Origin of the sequence: Microbacterium yannicii, from assembly GCF_024055635.1 — a bacterium.
In the GTDB taxonomy this organism is placed as follows: Bacteria; Actinomycetota; Actinomycetes; order Actinomycetales; family Microbacteriaceae; genus Microbacterium; species Microbacterium yannicii.
In genome coordinates this window covers 102,091-122,009 of record NZ_JAMXMB010000042.1, presented here as the reverse complement: position 1 = coordinate 122,009, position 19,919 = coordinate 102,091, and the positions used below count along the sequence as shown (strand labels likewise).

The following is a 19,919-nucleotide window of genomic DNA, read 5'->3' as shown; positions in this document are numbered from 1 at the left end:
TCGTCTCGGTCGCTGGCGCTCCCTCGCTCAACGACCGAAACCTCTCTCCCGGTCGTTGAGCGAGCGAGGAACGAGCGAGACGAAACGCGCCAGGCCCGGCGCACAGCCCGGGTCAGTAATGCGGCGGGTTTCGCCTCGGTCGCTGGCGCTCCCTCGCTCAACGACCGAAACCTCTCTCCCGGTCGTTGAGCGAGCGAGGAACGAGCGAGACGAAACGCGCCTAACCGGGCGCACAGCCCGGGTCAGTAGTGCGGCGGGACGTCGCGGCGCAGGCGCTCGTCATTCGGCCCGGACGACCCCGGAGTCGCGTCGGGCGCCGCGGCCGCGGCATCCGTCGCCTCATCGCCTGGGATGGGCTCGGCACTCGTCCCGGGCGCTGGCGTCAGCTTCGCGCGGCGTGAGCCCTTGACCCGCTCGATGCGCTGGCGGTCACTCGACGACATCGATCGGCTGGGTCTCGTTGTCGACCCGGGGCGCGTCGGGCGGCACGCCGAGCATCGCGGCGATGCGCTGCGCGACGTCGGCGGGGTCGCGGTAGAGGTCGAACGAGTGCACGCGCACGTAGTGCCAGCCCAGGCGGCGCAGGATCTGCGGACGCAGGCGCAGCGACTCGCGCAGCGATTCGCCGATCGTCTCGGGATCGCTCTCGACCACGACGGCCTTGCCGTCGTACTGCGCCACGAGCGGCAGCAGGCCGCGGTAGTGCACGTCGACCGAGAGGCCGGCGCGGCGAAGCTCCCGGGCCAGGCCTCGGGTCAGCGGATCGGCGAGATCTTCGAGTCGCGCCTCCCGCGAGCGCGCGGCGATGCCGCCGAGGATCGTCATGAGCGTCGCGGCGCCGTACTCCAGGCGCCCGTCGTCGAAGGCCGAGGGCCGGATCGACGACACGATGACCATCGAGCGGCGGGCGCGGGTCATGCCCACCGTCAGCAGCCGCTCCCCGTCGGGCGACGAGAGGTCGCCGAAGTCGCTCAGCACGCGCCCGTGCTTGGTGAGGCCGAAGCCGAGTGAGAAGACGACGCGGTCGCGGCTCTCGGCGACCGACTCCTCGAGCGTCAGCACGGCGAACGGCTCGGCGGTGTCGCGGGAGACGAAGTCGGCGACGTCGGAGCGCCCGGCGAACGCGGCCTCGACGGCTCCGCGGATCCGCTCGGCGTGACGCGCCGACGCGGTCACGACCATGAGCGATTCGCTCCCCCGGTTGACCGCGTGCTCGACCACGAGCGTCACGACGCGCGCGACCTCGGAGTCGGGGCTCTCGACGGCTCCGGTGACGGGATCGGGAGTGCCGTGGCCGCCCTCGACGTAGTCGACCGTCAGGCTGCCGCGGCCCAGGTACGACCCGGCCCACGGCAGCGACACGAGTTCGCCGCCGTAGAAGGCGTCGTTCACGAGTGCCGCGAGGTCTTCGCCGCCGGCGCGATAACTGCGGGTCAGCGTCTCGACCGGCAGCAGCTCGGCGAGCCGCTCGAACACGCTCGTCGAATCGAAGGGCACCTCGTCGTCGGCGGAACCGTCGGCCGAGGCGGAGGCAGCGACAGCGGTCCCGTTGGTGGTCTGCGCCGGCGTCACGGCGCCCGACACCGGCGAACCTGCGGCCACCCGGAACGGCGTCGGCCTCTGCGTGACCGGGTCGCCGAACGCGACGACCTGCCTGCCCCTGCGGAGCGCAGGCGCAGCCTCGGCGAGGCACAGGGCTCCGGCATCCGCCAGAATCACCACGTCGAACGCGACGGCGTCGGGGATGCGGGGCACCTCGTACGGCGAGGCCAGCCACACCGGCGCGAGCGTCCGCGAGAGCGACGGTGCGACGGCGGCGAGCTCGGCAGCGGTGATGGTGCCGCGCTTGAGCGCCTGCTTCAGTCCGTCGGCCTCGTCCTTGTGGTCGACGATGCCGATGCGCCATTGCGTGGCGAGCTGCGCGGCGAGGAGGGGACCGGATGCCGCGGCATGCGCTTCATCGACCAGCCGGAAGTCGCGCTCCAGGCGGTCCACGACGGCGGTGTTGGCACCGAGAACGGCGCGGTCGGTGCGCAGCAGCAGCTCGAGCGCAGACTGCCACCACGCGTACTCGAGCTCGGCCGCCACTTCGTCCTCGGGAACGTGCCGCACCGACAGCTCGAGCAGGAGGGGCTCGAGGCCCATCGCGGCGAGCTCGGTGCGCAGCGTCGCGCGCTCCTTGAGGTTGTCGAACACGTCCGAGTCGGCGGCGAGGCCGGCGAGCGTGCGCACGAGGTGCTTCACGGGCATCGTGGCGAGCCGGTCGGGGTCGCTGCGGCCGAGGGCGGCGTCGAGCTCGCCGAGCTCGGCGTCGACGCGCTGCCATGCGACCTGCACGTCGGCGAGGCCCAGCGGCACCTCGGGCGTGACCCCGGCTTCGACGTACCGCTGCCATTCGGTGCGCTGCTGCTGGATGCGCACGAGCGCCTCGTACATGTCGGGCACGTGCACACCCGGACGCAGATACTCGCGCGACAGCCGACGCAGCCGGCGACGGTTGGCCCCGGTCATGTCGGGTGCGTCGCGCCGCGGCGCGTGCGCCTGGATCAGCTCTCCCAGCGGCCGTTCGAAGACGGTGAGGCTGAACCGATCGAGCGAGTCCCGGATGCCGCGCAGCAGGCGCAGGTACACACCGAGCTCTGCGATCGTCTGGAACGGACGCATGCGCGTCTGCGCGATGAGCTCGTAGCCGCGCTCGAGCAGCGTCGGCACGTCGCTGCGGTGCAGCTTGCGGGCGAGCGCGTGGGCACCGTGTGCCGCTTCGACGGTTGTGAACGTGACGCCGTACCAGGGCGAGTCGTCAGGGCCGAACCGGAACTCGCCGAGCCGGGCCGCCGCGGCCAGCTTGGCCGCGGCATCCTGTCGCGTCGTGGCCAGGCGGGCGAGCGCCTCCGCGTCGAAGCGGGCTTCGGTCACCGGCGTGCCGCCCTCCTCGGCGAGCCGGGCGAGCTCACGGAGGATGTCGAGGACGGACACCCCGAATGACGGATGCCGCGCCGTCACGGCCGAGCGATAGTCACGGAGGACTCCCCGCAGGCGCACCAGCGCGTCGTCGATGTCGGAGACCTTCGGCGCCTGGGCCTTCTCGTTGCGGCCGATCGCGCGGATGAGATCGCGCTGCAGCCGATCGGGCGAGACCGCGAGGCCCGGAAGCCCGATGCCGGCGAGCCGGTGGCGCACGCCGTCGAGCGTCGAACGTCGAGCGCTCACCACGAGCACCCGCTTGCCGTCCTGCACCAGCGCGCCGATCGCGTTGATCACGGTCTGGGTGCCGCCGGTGCCGGGCAACGTGTGGACGACGAGCGACTGACCGTCGGTCACCCGGGCCAGCACGCGCTCCTGCTCGGAGTCTGCATCGAGCAGCAGCATGTCGGCGGCGGGAGGACGCTCGTCCGGGTTCGTCGGCACCGGTCCGCGCCGGTGGAGCGTGAGCGACTCGCGGTCGGAGACGTGCCCGGCCAGAGCGTTGAGCACGCGATGGTCGAGGTCGGAGGCGTCGAGGGCCATGTCTCCGCCGACGTCGGCGAAGCTCGACACCAGCAGCCGCGGCTTCACCGCGAAGGTCTCGCTTCTCGCCGTCAGCGCCCGGATGTGGTCGATCACCGGCTGCGGCTTGAACACGCCGTTGTCGTATGCGAGGGCGGCGAGGCCCCCGGCGTCGATCATGATGCCGAAGTGGGTGCGCATCGCACGGATCAGCTCGGGGTTCACCGAGAACGTGCCGTGCAGCTTGAGCTCGAAGTCACCGTGATGGCGTCGGATGGCGAGGGGACGCAGCAGCACCGGTGCGCTCCAGCTGACCCCTCCGACCCGCCAGGTCGCCAGGCCCACGGCCAGCCGCACCGTATCGAGGCCTCTCGTGGTGCGGAGCTCCTGATCCTTCGCGGTGATGCGCTCGGCGGCCAGCCGGGCGTTGCGCAGCGCGACCTCGTCGCGGAAGAGGTTCGAGAGCAGCGTCGAACGACCCGTGATGAACTGCGGCAGGCTGCCGGGATGCGCCTTGGTGATCTCGATCGAGGCGTCCTGGCCATCGGCGAAGTGCAGAAGGGTCGACCTGCCACCCAGGGCGGCGGACTGCTCGCGGAGCCGGTCGCGCTCGGACTCCGCGACGTGCACGACGGTGACGTCGGGTTCGGCGAGACCCAGATCGCCCGGGGTCACGTCATGTCCGCGCTCGGCGTCTTCTGAGCCCAGCACGGCGCTCCGTTCTGCTCGCCACACACGTGCCACCCTAAAGGCGGTCACCGCCGGGCACTTGCAATGGACCTGAGTTTCGCGGTATTGAACCCTGCCGGATCGGGTACGGCATCGGCGGTTCCTCCCCAACGCAGGACCGTGCGAGGCTTCCCACAGATCGTCACGCGCACCGACCTCCGGGCCGGCGCCGCGCGCCAGGATGGTCGCATGACACCCGAGGACTCCCCCCGTTATCGCGTCCACCCGTCGCCGATCGGCGACATCCTCATCGTCACCACAGCCGACGGCATCGTGACACTTCACCCCTTCGACGGTCCGCTGCACGCCGAGATCGAGCGCCTCGCGCTGCGGCTGCGCGCGCTGCCTGTTCCCGACGAGAGTGCGGACTCGGGTCCTGGGTCCGATGACGACGTCGACGAGGCAGGCGTGTTCGAGCGGGCGGTCGCGCAGCTCGACGAGTACTTCGACGGCGACCGTCGTGAGTTCGACCTGCCGCTGGACTGGCGGCTGGTGCGCGGCTTCACCCGCGCGGCTCTCGACGCGGTGTGCGACATCCCGTACGGCGAGACGGCGAGCTACGGCGAAGTGGCCATCTCAGCCGGCATCCCGCGCGCCGCGCGCGCGGTGGGCACCGCATGCGCGAACACTCCCTTCTCTGTGGTGGTTCCGGTGCACCGCGTCGTGCGTGCCGACGGCTCGCTCGGCGAATACGGCGGGCGGCCCGAGATGAAGCGGTTCCTCATCGACCTGGAGCAGGCGCCGAGCGTTCCACAGGCGCCGGATCAGGCCCGTCGTTGAGCGAGCGAGGAACGAGGGAGACGAACGACTTCGGACGCTCGGGCAACCCGAACACGGCCGGCACGCCCCGCTCGTGCGCCACAAGCCGGCGGGCGGGCGTGTAGGCCGCCCGCGCGCCGCGGGGCCTGGATGGATCTGCCATCCGGGCCCCGCATCCCCCGGTGGTAAAGTCGGCCTACGAATGGCGGCGAGGACGCCGTCACCCCGGAAGCAGGTACTCGTGGGCGCGTCCCTCCCACATCGTGCGCCGAACCCCGCTCGCGCGGGCGTCGTCGGCCCAGCCGATGATGCCCTCGGCACCGCTCAGGATTATGCGCAGGCCCTCGACCTCGCGGTCGCCGAGCTCGTGCGCCGCACCCGGTTCCCGGTCGGTTTCGGTGGGCTCGCGCGGGGCGACGCGATCCACGTCACCTCGATCCACGGTGCCCGCACCCGCTCACTCGAAGGCCTGGTCGTCGAGGCCTCGCGCGGCCTCGGCGGGCGCGCGCTCGTCGAGAAGCGCCCGCGTCTCGCGGTGGACTACGGATCGTCGCGCAGCATCACGCACGACTACGACCGTGCCGTGCTCGGCGAAGGCATCGCCACCCTGTTCGCCGTTCCCGTGATGGTGGGGAACCGTGCCCGCGGCGTCATCTACTGCGGCTCGTGGGCCGAGTCGCCGGTCGGCGACGTCGTCGCCCGGCCCGCGTTCGCCGTCGCCGAAGAGCTCTCGAGCGAGCTGCGCATCCGCGACGAGGTGCAACGTCGACTCACCCTCTCGCCCTCGCCTGCGGGACCCGCCGCCATTCCCGCCACCACGCGGGAAGAGCTGCGCGAGACGTACGCCGAACTGCGCAGCATCGCTGCCGTCGTGGACGACCCGGCGCTGCGCGCGCGACTCGCACGCCTCGAGCGGCGCGTAGCCGCCCTCTCCCAGGACACGACCGAACCGCCGCTCGAGCTCGACGTCCGGCTGTCGCCGCGCGAGATCGACGTGCTCGCGTGCGCCGCGCTCGGCGCGACCAACGCGGAGATCGCGGCGACCCTCGATCTCAAAGAAGGCACCGTCAAGTCGTACCTGCAGTCCGCGATGGCGAAACTGGATGCCTCGACCCGGCATGCGGCAGTCGTGACGGCGCGTCGCGCCGGCCTTCTTCCCTGACCTTCCGCCCGACCGTGTCCGCCCACGGTGCGGGCGAACTGAAAAGGAACGGCGCGAGCGATCGCCGATCTTCCGAATTCGACGGCGGATTATGAACGCCGGATGAGGGATTTCTCGAGGGTGGGAATTACCCTTGGTCGGCGGCGACAATTGCGGATATTGTTCCAGCATGGCCCGAAGAATCGTTCACCAGCTCGTCGATGACATCGACGGAACCCTCTTAGAAGCCGGCGAAGGCGAGACAGTGCTGTTCTCGCTCGACGGCGTCGCATACGAGATCGACCTCACCGACGAGAATGCCGCAGCGCTGCGCACCAGTCTCGAGCGGTACACCAAGGCCGCTCGCTCCGTCTCTTCCGCCCGCGCCACGTCCGGCGCCGCATCGGCCGGGCGAAAGCGCCGCCGCAGCGGGCAGCAGGATTTCAGCGCCGTCCGCGAATGGGCGAAGCAGAACGGCTATCAGGTATCGGAGCGGGGCCGGGTTCCGGCATCCGTTCTCGAAGCCTACGAGGCGGCACACTGACGCACGCCGCCTCGCGGCTTTTCACGACGATTCAGCGCAGTTCTGACGTGCGTGAGAGTTGGAAGAGAATCTCGTCCACTTTCTCTTTCGCATCTCCGAACAGCATCTGAGTGTTGTCGCGGTAGAAGAGCGGATTCTGCACGCCCGCATATCCGGATGCCATCGAGCGCTTGAAGACGATGACGTTCTGGGCCTCCCAGACTCGCAGCACCGGCATTCCGGCAATCGGGCTGCCCGGATCTTCCGCGGCGGCCGGATTGACGGTGTCGTTCGCGCCGATGACGAGCACGACGTCGGCGGCCGAGAGGTCGTCGTTGATCTCGTCCATCTCGAGGACGATGTCGTACGGCACCTTGGCCTCGGCCAGGAGCACGTTCATGTGGCCGGGCAGGCGGCCGGCGACCGGATGGATGCCGAACCGCACGTCGACCCCGCGCTCGCGCAGCTTCTGCACGAGGTCGGCGACGCCGTGCTGCGCCTGGGCGACGGCCATGCCGTAGCCCGGCGTGATGACGACGGTGGACGCGCCGGCGAGCATGTCGGCCGCGCCCTCGGCATCGATCTCGCGGTGCTCGCCGTAGTCCTGATCGCCGCTGGTAGGAGCCTCGATGCCGAAGCCGCCGGCGATGACGGAGAGGAACGAGCGGTTCATCGCCTTGCACATGATGTAGCTCAGGTACGCACCCGACGACCCGACGAGCGCGCCCGTCACGATCAGCAGGTCGTTGTTGAGCAGGAAGCCGGCCGCCGCGGCCGCCCAGCCCGAGTAGCTGTTGAGCATGGAGACGACGACGGGCATATCGCCGCCGCCGATCGAGGCGACGAGGTGCCAGCCGAGCGCCAGCGCCAGCGTCGTGACGAGCACGAGCAGCCAGAGCTCGGGCGTGATGACGTACCAGACCGTGAGCACGAGGAACGCGACGAGGGCGCCGACGTTGAGCGCGTTCTTCCCCGGCAGCATGAGCGGCTTCGACGAGATGCGACCCGACAGCTTCAGGAACGCGACGATGGATCCGGTGAAGGTCACGCCGCCGATGAAGACGCCGATGAACACCTCGGCGTGGTGGATGTCGGCAAGCGCACCCTCGAGGCCGGTGTCGTACAGCGCGCCGTTCCACCCGACGAGTACGGCAGCGAGACCGACGAAAGAATGCAGCAGGGCGATGAGCTCCGGCATCCCGGTCATCTCCACCACACGCGCGCGCCAGAGGCCGATCGCCCCGCCGACGACCACAGCGACAACGAGGAGCACGAGACCGGTCGTCGCTGCGCTGCCGGCCGACGAGTCAGTTCCCTCGGTTGCAGAGCCTGTCGAAGTGCCCCACGCGCCCGCGGCGGTGACCCACACCGTGGCGACGAGGGCGATCGCCATGCCGACGATGCCGAACGTCACGCCGCGGCGGCTGGTCTCGTGCTTGCTGAGTCCCGCGAGGCTGAGGATGAACAGCAGTGCGGCGACGATGTAGGCGGCGCCCGCCACCTGTCCGGCGACGGCGGTCATCGCGTCTCACCCTTCTGGAACATCGCGAGCATGCGCCGCGTGACGGCGAAGCCGCCGAAGATGTTGATGCTGGCGAGCAGCACCGCGACGGCAGCCAGGATCTGGACCGTCAGATCGGGCAGCGTGATCTGCACCATCGCACCGACCACGATGATGCCCGAGATGGCGTTGGTGACGCTCATGAGCGGCGTATGCAGCGCGTGCGCCACGTGGCCGATGACGTAGAAGCCGACGACGATCGCGAGCGTCAGCACGAGGAAGTGCTGCGGCAGCGGTGGCGGCGCGAACGCGCAGATCGCGAAGAGCGCCGCGATCCCCGCGAGGATGAGTCCGGTGCGGGCGCCCGCCGACATCGGCTTCTTCGCCGCGACCACCGGCGCGGTTGCCGCCTGCGCCGGCGCCGGGGCCGCCGACACCTGCACCGGCGGCGGCGGCCACGTGATCTCGCCGTTCTGCACGACGGTGACCGTGCGCTGCACCACATCATCGAAGTCCAGGGAGAGCACGCCGTCCTTGCCGGGGGTGAGCAGTTTCAGCAGGTTGACGAGGTTCGTCGCGAACAGCTGGGACGCCTGTTGCGGCAGGCGGCCGGGCAGATCCGTGTAGCCGAGGATCACGACGCCGTTCTCGGTCACGACCTTCTCCCCTGCGACCGACCCCGCGACATTGCCGCCCTGCCCCGCCGCCATGTCGACGATCACGCTGCCCGGCCGCATGGAGGCGACGTCAGCAGCGGTGATGAGGCGCGGCGCGGGCCGGCCGGGGATCAGCGCCGTCGTGATGATGATGTCGACGTCGGCCGCCTGCTCCGAGTAGATCTCGGCGGCGCGCCGGTCGTACGCCTCGCTCGTGGCCTTGGCGTAGCCGTCGGCCGAGACCTGCTTCGCCTCGTCGGGCACCACCACCTCGAGGAACTGGCCGCCGATCGAGGCGACCTGGTCGGCCACCTCCGGCCGTGGGTCGGTCGCCCGCACGATCGCACCGAGGCTCGACGCCGCGCCGACCGCGGCGAGTCCCGCCACACCCGCACCCGCGACCAGCACCTTCGCCGGGGGCACCTTTCCGGCCGCCGTCACCTGGCCGGTGAAGAATCGGCCGAACTCGTGCGCGGCCTCGACGACGGCTCGATAACCGGCGATGTTCGCCATCGAGCTCAGCACGTCCATCGACTGCGCGCGCGAGATCCGCGGCACCGCGTCGAGCGCGATGGCCGTGATCCCTCGCGTGGCGAGCGCCTCGACGAGGTCGGGCCGCAGCGCCGGGCTCAGGGTCGCGATGATCGTCGCGCCGTCGGCGAGCCGGTCGATCTCGGCCGGAGTCGGCGCGACGACCTTGAGCACGATCGGCGCCGCCCAGGCGGTCGAGCCATCGACCACGGTCGCGCCGGCCTGCGCGAACGCGGAGTCCGGGAACGACGAGCCGGCGCCGGCACCGGCTTCGACGACGACGTCGTAGCCCAGGGCGATGAGCTTGGGGACGGTGTTGGGAGTCGCCGACACCCGGTTCTCTCCGGGCGCTTCGGCGACGATGCCAATGCGGGTCATGCGTTCCTCACGTTCGGGTGGGCGGTGCGTGGTCGCCCTCACCAGGGGCTCGCGGGCGCCTCCCTCGGCGCTCGCGACGACGCCTCCACCATGTCAGACCTCGGTACGGATGAGCCGCGCGTTGCGCCCCGACACGATGACAAGAATCACAGATCTTGCTCTCCGCGCACCACATCCATCCTTCTTCCACCGCAGTCGCACCGCCGGCTTCCTCGCCTCATCTCGCGCTCGAACCGCTCACGCAGCTCGGGCCGGGTATCCGGCCGGACCGAACGTGGGAACTCCCTCCGAATGCGGCGCACTCGGCGCGTAGGGGTTGCATCGGCGGCGGGATCTCGGAATCGTGGCCGACTCGGAACCGCACGAGGAAAGGAAAAGCATGCTTACGCTGACCCAGACCGCCGCCGAGGCCGTCGAAGAACTCATCGCTCGCGTCCCGCTCGCCGAAGACGGAGGTGTGCGTATCCGCGACACGGGAAGCTCCGAAGGATTCGAACTGAGTGTCGTCCCGGCTCCCGAGGCGAGCGACACCGTCGTGCGAGAGGGCGGCGCCCGCGTCTTCCTCGACGAGGCGGCGGCCGCGGTTCTCGAGAATCGCGTTCTCGACGCGGAGCTGTCGAACGACGGCGCCGTGCGCTTCGCCCTGGGCGACAAGGGCTGACGATCTCGCTTGGGCCCCGGCATCCGCTCATGGGTGCCGGGGCCTTCGCATGTCGCTCGCTACTGTCGGAGCCATGAGAGGCGAGATCGTCGATGAGCGCGACACGGCGTGGGAGAGCTTCGATGCGCGCTACCGAGTGTTCGTGTATTCCGGCCCCGATGCGGTGGTGAAGACGATCGACATCGTCGACGCCTCTCTCCATGACGTGATGGACTCCACGCGCGCTCTCGCCGAGAACGACCGCGACCTGTGGTCGCTGGCCCTCGTGGTGGATGAGGCCGAGCCGCGCGGCCGTGGGCTCGTCTGGCTGTCGGGGATGGACTATCACCGGGCTCCGGCATCCGCGTTCGAATGGCGCCTGCGCGCCGAGATGCAGAACCGCTACCTGTCGGCCCGCAGCCGCCGCGGGGAGGCCGTCGTGCTGCCGAACGGGCTGCGTGTGGTGCGGATGTTCCCCGAATGGGGCGTGACCTGGCCGCTCTGGGAGTCCTTCACCGACAGCTATCCGATGGATGCCGCAGCCCTCGGCCTCTCGGACTCATTGGCTGCCGGCCTCGCCGCCTGGAACGATCGGTGGCAGGACCGCGGCCTCGACGACCCGCTTCCGGCCGACTGGCGCGATGAGGGATGGGCGCTGCACAGCCGCCTGCAGGCCGAGATGGAGGGCATCGCGGAGGTGCGACCCGACTTCGGCCGCTGAAGGGGCTGCGCGAGACAGCCCGTAGACTGTGTGGGCCAGCCTCTGTAGCTCAATGGAAGAGCAGTTCCGTCCTAAGGAAACGGTTGGGGGTTCGAGTCCCTCCAGGGGCACAGTCTCTTTTTGCCTCTGACCAGGTGTTTCTTCTGAGGTCAGACCACACAAAAGGCGTTTTTGCCCGCTTTTTGCCCGCATTCTGGAAACTCCGAGGGCGCCGACAAGCTGCTTCGAGGCGCTTCGTCGGACGTCGCGGAACGCCGAAATCGAGCATTTCAGGCGTCATGTGCCTCGTCGAAAAACTGAGCAATGTGCTCTCTGCGGTTACGACGGTCGTGCGTAGCGGGTCTGCGGACCCGACGGCAGTGCCACCGGCGGCATCTGGTCGTTCAGTCGCGTTGCGACGGCATTCAGGTCGTCGTCGAAGAGATCGGCGTAGGTGTCGAGGGTCATGGCCGCCGACGCGTTACCGAGCATCCGCTGACCGGCCTTCACGTTCGCGCCGACTGACACCACGGGCGTCGCCTTGGTCCGTGAGGAGTGCCCTTCGTGGTTGGGCCGGACTCAAGTTCAGCAGCGGTCAGAGCCCGGCCAGCACTCTCGCTTTACTTTCGGCGAACTCCTCATCCGAGAGGATCCCCTCCCTGTGCAGGCTGGAAAGCTCTCGGAGGCGATCCGAGAGCGACGGAACGGTCGGACCTTGGCTAGCGCCGACCCGATCGACGGCCTGCGTGGAAGAGGTGGTTGCAGGCTCAGACATTCCAAGCACCGCGTTGCCTGCGGACTGGAGTGCCCTACCGACGTCGCTGTGTCCCTTGTTGCTGGTCTTGATCCCGATGGAGTTCTTGTACTGATTAGAGAGCGTATGAATCGCCTTGTCGGTGACGACCATGAGAATAGATCGTCGCGCTCCAGTCCCGGCAAGATGGGTGACACCCGCAACGGCAAGACCTGGCACGGTCCCCTTCATCAGAGATTTACCGCCCGACATGATGCTGGTAACTGCGGTCCCCACCGTACCCGCCAGTACAGACGGTGCAGACGGAGCTGCGGCCGCCTTCTCCTCGTCAGATTCGGTGAACTTGATCGAACCGAGCTTCTCGAAAGGAGTCGTCTTCTTGATTTCCGCTGGCTGGACGAAGTCTTCCGTGCCGGCAGCGACGCGCACGTACCCGTGCTCGTAAATCTCGATCGTGGACGTGCCGAATACGCCGCTGGTGATGAGTCGGCCAGCAGCGGCCGCATACTCGGCCTGCTCCCGCGCAATCTCATCCTTGGCCGACTGCCTGTCAGCTGCCGCCTTCCGGACCGCCGATCCGAGCTTCGAGAACGCACCCTTCTTTTCCCCGGCACCGACAGTGACGGGTTCGGATGTCCCCAAGACCCGAACCTCCTCAGTCCAGCCGGAACCGTCCCAATAGCGCTCGTTGCCTTGCCCGTCCGAATACCAACCCGCGGGCGCCTGCTCACTCATCCGCACATTATGGCAGGTGGTCGAGTCAGCGAACGGCGGCTCCGATGGTGAAAAGTGCGCATACGCGGAGGTAGACAGGGAGTCGACGGATTGTGTGATCCGCGCCCGCTACCTCGGTCGGGTGTAGCGGGTTTGCGGACCCGACGGGAGTGCTACGAGCGGCATCTGGTCGTTCAGTCGCGTTGCGACGGCATCCAGATCGTCGTCGAAGAGGTCCGCGTAGGTGTCCAGCGTCATCGCCGCGGACGCGTGCCCGAGCATGCGCTGCACGGCCTTCACGTTAGCGCCCGAGCTAATAGCGAGCGACGCGGCGGTGTGCCGAAGGTCGTGAGGAGTGAGTCGAGGGATCGACGGATCGAATTCCTGCGCACGCCGGACCGCGTTCGCGAACCATCCCTTGGTGCCCGAGTTGCGCATGTGATTGACCCCGTCGCCGAACAGCAGTCCCTCGGGACCCTTGCCGGCGCACGCCTGCTCGATCATTGGAGCGAGACGCTCGGGGTACGGGACCGAGCGCTTCTCGTGCGTCTTCGGCGTGCCGACGTGGATCTCGTAGGCGATCATCACCGCGTTCTCCTCGACGACGAAACGCCGGCGCAGCCGGTTCACGCTGCGCACCCGCAGCCCTGTGGCCTCGCCCCAGCGCAGGCCCGTGTAGGCCAGCGTCAGGACGAGCGTCGGATACGCGGAGCAGGCCGCGAGCGTCGCGACCTGATCGTGCGAGAGGTAGACGCGACGCTTGCCCGGTCCGTGCCGAGGGAGATTACGCACCCGGCGGGCCGGATTGCTCGCGAGTCGCCGATCGTCGATCGCGACGTCGAGGACTCCAGCGAGGACTCCCAGGGCCCGAATGACGACGGTCCGTGACTTCTGCGTCGCGAGGTCAGACACCCAATCCTGAACTTCAGAGCGACGGATCGACGAGATCTCCCTGTCGGCCCAGACCGGAGCGACGTGGTTCTTCCACGCGCGCTCGAGCGTCATGTAGTACGACGGCTTCGACATCGGCGGTTGCTTGGATCGCAGCCAGCTGTCCGCGAACATCCGAACCGGAACCCGTGACGAGGACGGGTCGATGTACTCGCCCTTCGACTTCGACACCGTGACCATCGAGAGGTACAGCTTCGCCTCGCGCATCGTCGTGAAGCCGCGCTTCTCCGCCTCGGTGCGATCCGGCTTGCGATAGCGCACACGGTAGCGCCGACCCTTCGCCGATTCGTACGGCGTGATGCTGCCCATCTCGACCTCCGCTCGTGCCGGCTCGACGGTCAGTATCCGGCCAGTGTCGGACACTGATCGGATGCCGTCAACGCCGCCGATGGCATATGTGGATCGATGGCGGAAGACGTCGTCATCTGGTGTTGGGGTTGGAGAGTCGCCTCCCTCCGACGCCAAGAGTGTAGCGATCGGTCGCGCCTCCGTTCCCGCCGCTCGCTATTTGCAGACTCCGCTCTCCACTGCGCTCCGAGCTCCGCTTAGCAACCGTTCAACGACGAGCACTGCGCCGCGCCCCATCGCTGGGCGGCTGATTGTCGGAGGAACAGTCAAGAGTTCGGTCGACCTTCCCGCAGTGCTACATGCGAGTCCTTCGGGACCGATACGCTGCGGCTATGGATCCCACGACTCCGGCGTTGCTCGCGCTGGAGGCCGGCGTAAGTCAAAAGCGGGTGCGCGACATCCTTCGCGACTTGTACGGCACATTGCCGGCGGACACGACCCGGTGGGCACTCGACGATCTTCAGGCCGAGGAAGTGCGAACGAGGCTTGCCGGCATCAACGGTGCACCGGGCGAGTGGGCGCTCGAGATCGGGGATACGGTGCGGCGCCGTCAGCTCCACCGTCAATACGGCGGAGGGCAACAAGGCGGCATCTCGCGATCCAGTCGCACCTCCGACATCTTCATCTTCACGAACCCGGCTCGGGGCTCGCGATATGGGTACGACCTTCACGAAGGGTTGCAGCCGGACGGAAGCTTCGCGTACACGGGCGAGGGTCAATCCGGGGACCAGGCGTTCACGCGCGGGAACAAGGCTCTCTTGAATGCCGCTGATGAGGGCCGCACCATCCGTGTCTTCAACGCTCAGCCTCCGTATGCGACATACGTCGGGGCCTTCACGACAGGCGATCCGCTCTGCTCGTTCCACGAGATACCAGGTGCTGACGGCAATCGTCGGCGCGCCATCGTCTTCAACCTCGTGCCCTTGGACGCAAACCCCACGTTGCTCGCTCCCGACCCCGGCCGGGTTCGACTGCTCAAGCCTCAGGTTGCGCGGTGGGATCCGCCAGATGCATCCGACATCAACGTGATCCTGGACGCGACTGAGCTCCCGCCGGGCGATCGCATCGTCTCGCGTCAGGAGTTCCAGCTTCAGGCAGACTTCGGAATGTGGCTCGCCGCCCGTGGTACGCCGCCCAGTAGGCTGCGGATCCCCGTGGCGGGGGCGATCATCGAGCCAGACATGTACGTCCAGGACGAAGGATGGGTGGTTGAGGCGAAGAAGTCTACGGGGCGTGAGTACGTCCGCATGGCGATAGGTCAGGTGCTGGACTACACCCATAACGCCCGTACATTTGACGATCAGGTAGTGCCGATGATTCTCCTTCCCGGACGTCCCGAGGCAGACCTGCGGGAGCTTACGGCGAACCTCGGAATCACCGTCGCGTCGCGCGACGGAGACGGGTTCGAGCTAGTTCTGCCCTAGCTGGCCGCTATCAGCTGCGGCGACGATCATTCGCATCGCGGGGATGTCGGCCGGGGCCCAATCGAGGCCCTCGAGCTCGCTGGGCGAACACCAGCGTACTTCGGCGTGTTCCGTCAGCCTCGGACTGCCCTCGAGCAACTCGCACCAGAACGTCGTCAGCGTCACCACGCCGAAGTCATACTTGTGGACTGTTGTCGTCAGCTCGTTGCCCACGTCGACCGTGCACTCCAGCTCCTCAGCGATCTCCCGCTCGAGGGCCGCCTTGGCGGTCTCATCGCGCTCGATCTTGCCACCCGGAAATTCCCAGTGTCCGGGGAGACTCCCGGACGGGCCGCGCCTTGCGCACAGGACGGTGCCGTTTCGCATGATCACGGCACCCACCACGCTGATCTGCTTTCGCACTGCTGTACCCCTCGGTACCCGTATCGGTCGACACTCGGCTCTTCGCGTCGAGCTCGCGTGAGCCAGCTTATGGTCGAACGATAGGGCCGGGCTGGCCTTGGCGAGTTCATCCAGACCCCAATGACCGCCCGATTGGCATCTGGCCATCTTGGCGTGGCGTCCACACTTCCGAATATGGTCATAGCGAGCGGCAGTTGCACACGCCGCCGATTTCGACGGGGGTTGGGTTGCCACAGGAAACTGCAAGCTCTGCGCTGCGCGAGCGTTACGTCGGCGACATTGCGGAGCGCTTCTGGGTCCCGGCGTACCAGCGCGGATACCGCTGGGGTCACGAAGAGGTCGAACGGCTCCTCGATGACGTCTGGAACAGCGACGAGCCGTCGTACTACCTCCAGCCAGTCGTTGTTAAGGCGATACCAGACGATGATCGCTGGGAGCTGATAGACGGCCAGCAGAGACTGACGACGCTGTTCCTGATCCTCGCGTACATGCGAAACGAGTCGCTTCAAAGCACGCCTCCGCCGTACTCCCTCGACTACGAGACGCGTCCGGAAATGCTCAAGTATCTCTCCGATCCCGCCTCAATCGAACCGGGCTCGAACATCGATGCCTTCCATCTGGCCGGTGCCTACGAAACGATCACGGCGTGGTTCGAGGCGCATGGGGTGCGCCGTCAGTTCGTCGCGAACAAGCTCTACGGCTATTTCTTCGAGCGCGTGCGCATCATCTGGTACGAAGCTCCAGAGGAGACAGACTCGGCGACAGTCTTCCGAAGGCTGAATGTCGGCCGCATCCCGCTGACAGACGCGGAGCTCGTGAAAGCGCTGCTACTTTCCAAAGTCGAGTCCGCTGCGCCATCACGTGGGCGGTCTTTCGAGGTTGCCGCCCAATGGGATTCGATCGAACGGGATCTTCGTAACCCCGAGCTATGGGCCTTTATCACCGCGGGCAAGCGCGCGGACTCGACTCACATCAGCCTCTTGCTCGACGCTATTGTCGGTGGTCCATCGGGGCGCGACCGACCGCTGTTCCACACATTCGAGACGCTTCGACCCGACATCGAACTAGACCCGCTTGGAGTGTGGGAGCGCGTGCTCGATCTACATTCCCTTATCACGGGCTGGTACGACGACCGCGATGTCTTCCACAGAGTCGGCTTCCTCGTGACTGCAGGCGACCACCTTGGCCAGATCGTCGCCATGTCGGTGGGCAAGACGAAGAGCGAGTTCGATGCTGCCCTCATTGGTCGGATCAGCGAACACCTCTCGCTCTCGGAGGAAGGCGTTCGAGAGCTCAACTACGAAGGAAGAAGCGCGATTCGATCCGAACGTGCCCTTCTGCTGATGAACGTCGAAACGGTGCGCCGGCAGCGTTCATCGTCGGAGCGCTACTCATTTCATGCTCATGCTGAGGAACGATGGTCCCTCGAACATATCCATGCTCAGAGCGCCGAGTTGCTGACCCGGCAGGACCAGTGGCTAGAGTGGCTCCGCCTCCATCGCGCCGCTATCTCGGCGGTTCCTTCAATACCGGCGGCTGCTCGGGAGAGCCTTGAAACTGAAATCGACGTCGCCCTCGCCTCACCGAAACTGGTAGAGAGTACCTTCCGGGGGATCGAGGCGAAGGTCATAGCCGCACTCGGCGAGAGCTCAGACGTGGACATCCACTCCATCACCAACCTCGCGCTCCTCGACTCGGGCTCGAACAGCGCATTGAGCAATGCTGTCTTCGAGGTCAAGCGCCGGGAGATTCTTCGTCGTGACAAACGCGGCAACTACATACCGGCATGCACGAGAAACGTGTTCCTGAAGTACTACACGTCGGACGCTGACCAGCAGCTCCACTTTTGGGGAATGGCCGACAGGCAGGCGTATCTTGAGGCCATTCTGGATGCCCTTCGCCCCTACCTACTCTCAGATCTGACCGTTGAGGCAGGAGCCGCAGATGAATGAGAGTCGAATCACTACGTTCGCGCAGCTGATCGGCGGCGGCGACGGGGCAATCAAGCGTGTGGAGATCCCGCTCATTCAGCGTGACTATGCGCAGGGACGCACGGATCCCGCCACCACGCAGATTCGCTCGGCGTTCCTGGAGGTTCTCCGTGCTGCGCTCAGCGCGAACGAACCGCAAGGGATCGGTCTGGATTTCGTGTATGGGGACGTTGAGACCGGCAGCGGAACCCTGCGACCGCTCGACGGCCAACAACGCCTGACGACCCTGTTTTTACTCCACTGGTATCTAGCGCATCGGGCGGGAGTCGATCTCGCATCTGAAGCTTGGACTGAGTTCACCTACGCAACGCGCGCAAGTGCTCGGTTGTTCTGCGCGCGACTTGTCGGATTCCCCCCGCCAGCCGATTGCGAAGCCCCTACGGACTGGATCCGAGACCAGTCCTGGTATCAGTATGTCTGGCGCCACGATCCGACGATTCAGTCGATGCTCACGATGATCGAGACCATCCACCAGCGATTCCATGAGGAGGATGTGACACAACTCTGGTACCGGATCGCAGACGCAGATCGGCCAGCAGTTTCCTTCCATCTACTGCCCATCAACGAGATGGGAGCGCCCGAAGATCTCTACATCAAGATGAATTCTCGCGGCAAGCCGCTGACGCCGTTCGAGAACTTCAAGGCGCGGCTCGAAGCCGACATCGCACCTATCGACCCTCGGAAGACGTTCGCGCACCGGATCGACGGCGCCTGGGCCGACACCTTCTGGCCTTATCGCGGCAACGACGACATCATCGATGACGAGCTGCTGCGATACCTCCGCTTCCTCATCGAGATCTGCGAATGGAAAGACGGCCGCATCGAACAGGGGCCGATCGAAGCGCGCGCCGAGAAGCTCTTCGATGAACGCAACCCGAGGGCTCGCGACCACCTTGCCTACGTCATCGATGCATTCGACACGTGGACAGGAGTAGATCCGTCGGCATACTTTAGCCAGCTGTTCACTAGCGGGCGCGCAGCGCGCACCTCAGCCGGGCCCATGCCACTGTTTTCCGCTAGCGAAGGCCGTACCGATCTCTTCGACAACTGTGTATCTACCTATGGAGACACACGAGGCGCTACGCGCGTGTTCTCTTTCGGGCAGCAGCTGCTACTCGCCGCAGCACTCGCGTATAGGCGCTCTGTGTCAATTGAGGCCGGCAGTGAGTTGCGAGAACGTCTCCGCGTGATTCGCAACCTGATTGACGCATCCGAGAACGAGATCCGTCTCGACAGGATGCCCGCCATGCTCGCGGAGGTTGAGAGGATCGCGGTGGATGGCCTCACGGACGAAGTCACGGCCTTCAATCGCGCCCAGTTCGACGATGAGCTCTTGAAGGCGCGCATCCGCGCCATCCATCCCGAAATCGAGTCGGCAGTTTTTGCCCTAGAGGACACCGTAATTCTTCGGGGCTCTCTGGTCGCCTTCGAACTCGATCCTGAGTCCTTACCGAGGCGCGCGGAAGCGTTCGTCCGAGCCTTTGGCGACACAGCCAACTGGACACAGTTGACCGCCGCGCTTCTCGCGGTAGCTCCTTACGCTCGCCCACGGGATCGGGAGCGCAGATCGTTCCAATTCGGCGTCGGACAGGACGGCAATCTCGCCTCCTGGCGCGCCGTGCTCGCCATCGGAAGCCGTGACGCACTCTCGCAAACTCGCAGGGCGCTAGGAGCAATGCTCGACGAAGTGGCGACCGGTGAGCCTGTCGAAACCGGACTGAGTGCTCTTCGGAGTCGCAGTCTGCGGGAAGCCGAACTCGAGAGGGAGTTCGATTGGCGGTATTACCTCACCAAGTACGACAGTATGCGTGAGGGCAAGTCGGGCATCTACTTCGGACACAACGGCGAGCTCGGATATTCGCTCTGCATGCTCAACAAGTCTCAACTCAACAGTCATTACCGAGATCCCTACCTACTTGCAGTGTGGAAAGAGAGCGGGATCGGCGATCTGGCCGACGACCCGTGGTTCACGGGTTATGAGTGGGGCGAGCGATGGCTAACCCTTCGTCGATCCGGCACGCGAGTGAGGTGCCGCGCAAACGGGTATGAGATCGCGCCTCCGTCCGGCAGTGAGCACCGGAGAGCTCTCGAAAGCGTCGCGACCAAGCTAGGAGTTCGCGATGGCTTGATGCCGGTTCCACAGCGTGCTGGCGAACGCCATATGTTGGACTCGGCCGATCGCATCAAGATCGGGGCAGACCTCATCACGGCTCTCGCTGCCGAGGGTCTATGACACGGCCGCATCTTCGGCGTAGGCGAGTGCTTCGTGCCTTGTGTACGGCGACGTGCGC

At 66.8% G+C, this 19,919-nt stretch carries 15 protein-coding genes, 1 tRNA gene and 1 pseudogene; 9 read left to right on the top strand and 8 right to left on the bottom strand.

The window, feature by feature from the left end:
* Nucleotides 1-242: 242 nt before the first annotated feature.
* Both NCG93_RS19995 and NCG93_RS19990 read right to left on the bottom strand, forming a co-directional pair.
* On the bottom strand, nucleotides 243-443 hold the full coding sequence (locus NCG93_RS19995) for a hypothetical protein (protein WP_194413452.1): 201 nt from the start codon (nucleotides 441-443) through the stop codon (nucleotides 243-245).
* A complete protein-coding gene (locus NCG93_RS19990; RefSeq protein ID WP_194413814.1) occupies nucleotides 430-4,194 on the bottom strand; it encodes an AAA family ATPase in 3,765 nt (1,254 codons plus the stop codon). Before NCG93_RS19990 ends, NCG93_RS19995 begins: the two co-directional genes overlap by 14 nt.
* Nucleotides 4,195-4,404: 210 nt before the next feature.
* Here NCG93_RS19990 and NCG93_RS19985 point away from each other — a divergent pair, with 210 nt between their 5' ends.
* The 3 genes from NCG93_RS19985 to NCG93_RS19975 all read left to right on the top strand — a co-directional run bounded on the left by NCG93_RS19985 (nucleotide 4,405) and on the right by NCG93_RS19975 (nucleotide 6,659).
* Nucleotides 4,405-4,995: a methylated-DNA--[protein]-cysteine S-methyltransferase gene (locus NCG93_RS19985; RefSeq protein ID WP_194413451.1), complete on the top strand. Its 591-nt coding sequence runs from the start codon at nucleotides 4,405-4,407 to the stop codon at nucleotides 4,993-4,995.
* 220 nt (nucleotides 4,996-5,215) lie between these two features.
* The gene (locus NCG93_RS19980) at nucleotides 5,216-6,136 is read left to right on the top strand and encodes a LuxR C-terminal-related transcriptional regulator (RefSeq protein ID WP_252787621.1); all 921 of its coding nucleotides are present in this window, start codon (nucleotides 5,216-5,218) and stop codon (nucleotides 6,134-6,136) included.
* 169 nt (nucleotides 6,137-6,305) lie between these two features.
* Nucleotides 6,306-6,659 carry a histone-like nucleoid-structuring protein Lsr2 gene (locus NCG93_RS19975; protein ID WP_194413449.1) on the top strand — a complete coding sequence of 118 codons (354 nt, stop codon included), beginning with the start codon at nucleotides 6,306-6,308 and terminating at the stop codon, nucleotides 6,657-6,659.
* 31 nt (nucleotides 6,660-6,690) lie between these two features.
* On the opposite strand, the gene pntB is transcribed toward NCG93_RS19975, so the two are convergent.
* Both pntB and NCG93_RS19965 read right to left on the bottom strand, forming a co-directional pair.
* Nucleotides 6,691-8,160 carry a Re/Si-specific NAD(P)(+) transhydrogenase subunit beta gene (gene pntB, locus NCG93_RS19970; RefSeq protein WP_194413448.1) on the bottom strand — a complete coding sequence of 490 codons (1,470 nt, stop codon included), beginning with the start codon at nucleotides 8,158-8,160 and terminating at the stop codon, nucleotides 6,691-6,693.
* Nucleotides 8,157-9,704 (bottom strand): Re/Si-specific NAD(P)(+) transhydrogenase subunit alpha, encoded by a 1,548-nt coding sequence (locus NCG93_RS19965; RefSeq protein WP_194413447.1) that lies wholly within the window; start codon nucleotides 9,702-9,704, stop codon nucleotides 8,157-8,159. The genes pntB and NCG93_RS19965 overlap by 4 nt, the downstream gene beginning before the upstream one ends.
* A 379-nt stretch (nucleotides 9,705-10,083) precedes the next feature.
* Here NCG93_RS19965 and NCG93_RS19960 point away from each other — a divergent pair, with 379 nt between their 5' ends.
* The 3 genes from NCG93_RS19960 (at nucleotide 10,084) to NCG93_RS19950 (ending at nucleotide 11,175) form a co-directional block, all read left to right on the top strand.
* Complete coding sequence (locus tag NCG93_RS19960) at nucleotides 10,084-10,365, top strand: Fe-S cluster assembly protein HesB (protein ID WP_194413446.1); 282 nt, start codon at nucleotides 10,084-10,086, stop codon at nucleotides 10,363-10,365.
* A 73-nt stretch (nucleotides 10,366-10,438) separates the two neighbouring features.
* The gene (locus NCG93_RS19955) at nucleotides 10,439-11,065 is read left to right on the top strand and encodes a hypothetical protein (protein ID WP_194413445.1); all 627 of its coding nucleotides are present in this window, start codon (nucleotides 10,439-10,441) and stop codon (nucleotides 11,063-11,065) included.
* Nucleotides 11,066-11,103: 38 nt separating this feature from the next.
* Nucleotides 11,104-11,175: transfer RNA gene (locus NCG93_RS19950), tRNA-Arg, on the top strand.
* Between the two features lie 208 nt (nucleotides 11,176-11,383).
* Here NCG93_RS19950 and NCG93_RS19945 read toward each other — a convergent pair.
* The 3 genes and pseudogenes from NCG93_RS19945 to NCG93_RS19935 form a co-directional block, all read right to left on the bottom strand.
* Nucleotides 11,384-11,569: pseudogene (locus NCG93_RS19945) on the bottom strand (site-specific integrase); the annotation flags it as partial.
* A gap of 70 nt (nucleotides 11,570-11,639) precedes the next feature.
* Nucleotides 11,640-12,533 carry a DUF2510 domain-containing protein gene (locus NCG93_RS19940; RefSeq protein WP_206687558.1) on the bottom strand — a complete coding sequence of 298 codons (894 nt, stop codon included), beginning with the start codon at nucleotides 12,531-12,533 and terminating at the stop codon, nucleotides 11,640-11,642.
* A 108-nt stretch (nucleotides 12,534-12,641) separates the two neighbouring features.
* Nucleotides 12,642-13,772, bottom strand: a complete 1,131-nt coding sequence (locus tag NCG93_RS19935) for a tyrosine-type recombinase/integrase (protein WP_194413444.1) — start codon at nucleotides 13,770-13,772, stop codon at nucleotides 12,642-12,644.
* Nucleotides 13,773-14,143: 371 nt separating this feature from the next.
* Here NCG93_RS19935 and NCG93_RS19930 point away from each other — a divergent pair, with 371 nt between their 5' ends.
* Nucleotides 14,144-15,235, top strand: coding sequence for an SRA domain-containing endonuclease (locus tag NCG93_RS19930; protein WP_194413443.1), 1,092 nt, complete (start codon nucleotides 14,144-14,146; stop codon nucleotides 15,233-15,235).
* On the opposite strand, the gene NCG93_RS19925 is transcribed toward NCG93_RS19930, so the two are convergent.
* The gene (locus tag NCG93_RS19925; RefSeq protein ID WP_194413442.1) at nucleotides 15,221-15,637 is read right to left on the bottom strand and encodes a (deoxy)nucleoside triphosphate pyrophosphohydrolase; all 417 of its coding nucleotides are present in this window, start codon (nucleotides 15,635-15,637) and stop codon (nucleotides 15,221-15,223) included. The two genes, NCG93_RS19930 and NCG93_RS19925, sit on opposite strands and share 15 nt — an antisense overlap.
* Nucleotides 15,638-15,831: 194 nt before the next feature.
* On the opposite strand from NCG93_RS19925, the gene NCG93_RS19920 reads away from it, so the two are divergent.
* Together NCG93_RS19920 and NCG93_RS19915 are read left to right on the top strand one after the other, a co-directional pair.
* Nucleotides 15,832-17,589 carry a DUF262 domain-containing protein gene (locus NCG93_RS19920; RefSeq protein ID WP_241741610.1) on the top strand — a complete coding sequence of 586 codons (1,758 nt, stop codon included), beginning with the start codon at nucleotides 15,832-15,834 and terminating at the stop codon, nucleotides 17,587-17,589.
* Nucleotides 17,582-19,861: a DUF262 domain-containing protein gene (locus NCG93_RS19915; protein WP_194413441.1), complete on the top strand. Its 2,280-nt coding sequence runs from the start codon at nucleotides 17,582-17,584 to the stop codon at nucleotides 19,859-19,861. Before NCG93_RS19920 ends, NCG93_RS19915 begins: the two co-directional genes overlap by 8 nt.
* Nucleotides 19,862-19,919 lie beyond the last annotated feature (58 nt).

Coding starts and splice junctions, on each gene's coding strand:
- NCG93_RS19995 (WP_194413452.1), bottom strand. CDS start 443: ATGTCGTCGAGTGACCGCCAGCGCATCGAGCGGGTCAAGGGCTCACGC.
- NCG93_RS19985 (WP_194413451.1), top strand. CDS start 4,405: ATGACACCCGAGGACTCCCCCCGTTATCGCGTCCACCCGTCGCCGATC.
- NCG93_RS19975 (WP_194413449.1), top strand. CDS start 6,306: ATGGCCCGAAGAATCGTTCACCAGCTCGTCGATGACATCGACGGAACC.
- pntB (WP_194413448.1), bottom strand. CDS start 8,160: ATGACCGCCGTCGCCGGACAGGTGGCGGGCGCCGCCTACATCGTCGCC.
- NCG93_RS19965 (WP_194413447.1), bottom strand. CDS start 9,704: ATGACCCGCATTGGCATCGTCGCCGAAGCGCCCGGAGAGAACCGGGTG.
- NCG93_RS19960 (WP_194413446.1), top strand. CDS start 10,084: ATGCTTACGCTGACCCAGACCGCCGCCGAGGCCGTCGAAGAACTCATC.
- NCG93_RS19955 (WP_194413445.1), top strand. CDS start 10,439: ATGAGAGGCGAGATCGTCGATGAGCGCGACACGGCGTGGGAGAGCTTC.
- NCG93_RS19940 (WP_206687558.1), bottom strand. CDS start 12,533: ATGAGTGAGCAGGCGCCCGCGGGTTGGTATTCGGACGGGCAAGGCAAC.
- NCG93_RS19935 (WP_194413444.1), bottom strand. CDS start 13,772: ATGGGCAGCATCACGCCGTACGAATCGGCGAAGGGTCGGCGCTACCGT.
- NCG93_RS19930 (WP_194413443.1), top strand. CDS start 14,144: ATGGATCCCACGACTCCGGCGTTGCTCGCGCTGGAGGCCGGCGTAAGT.
- NCG93_RS19915 (WP_194413441.1), top strand. CDS start 17,582: ATGAATGAGAGTCGAATCACTACGTTCGCGCAGCTGATCGGCGGCGGC.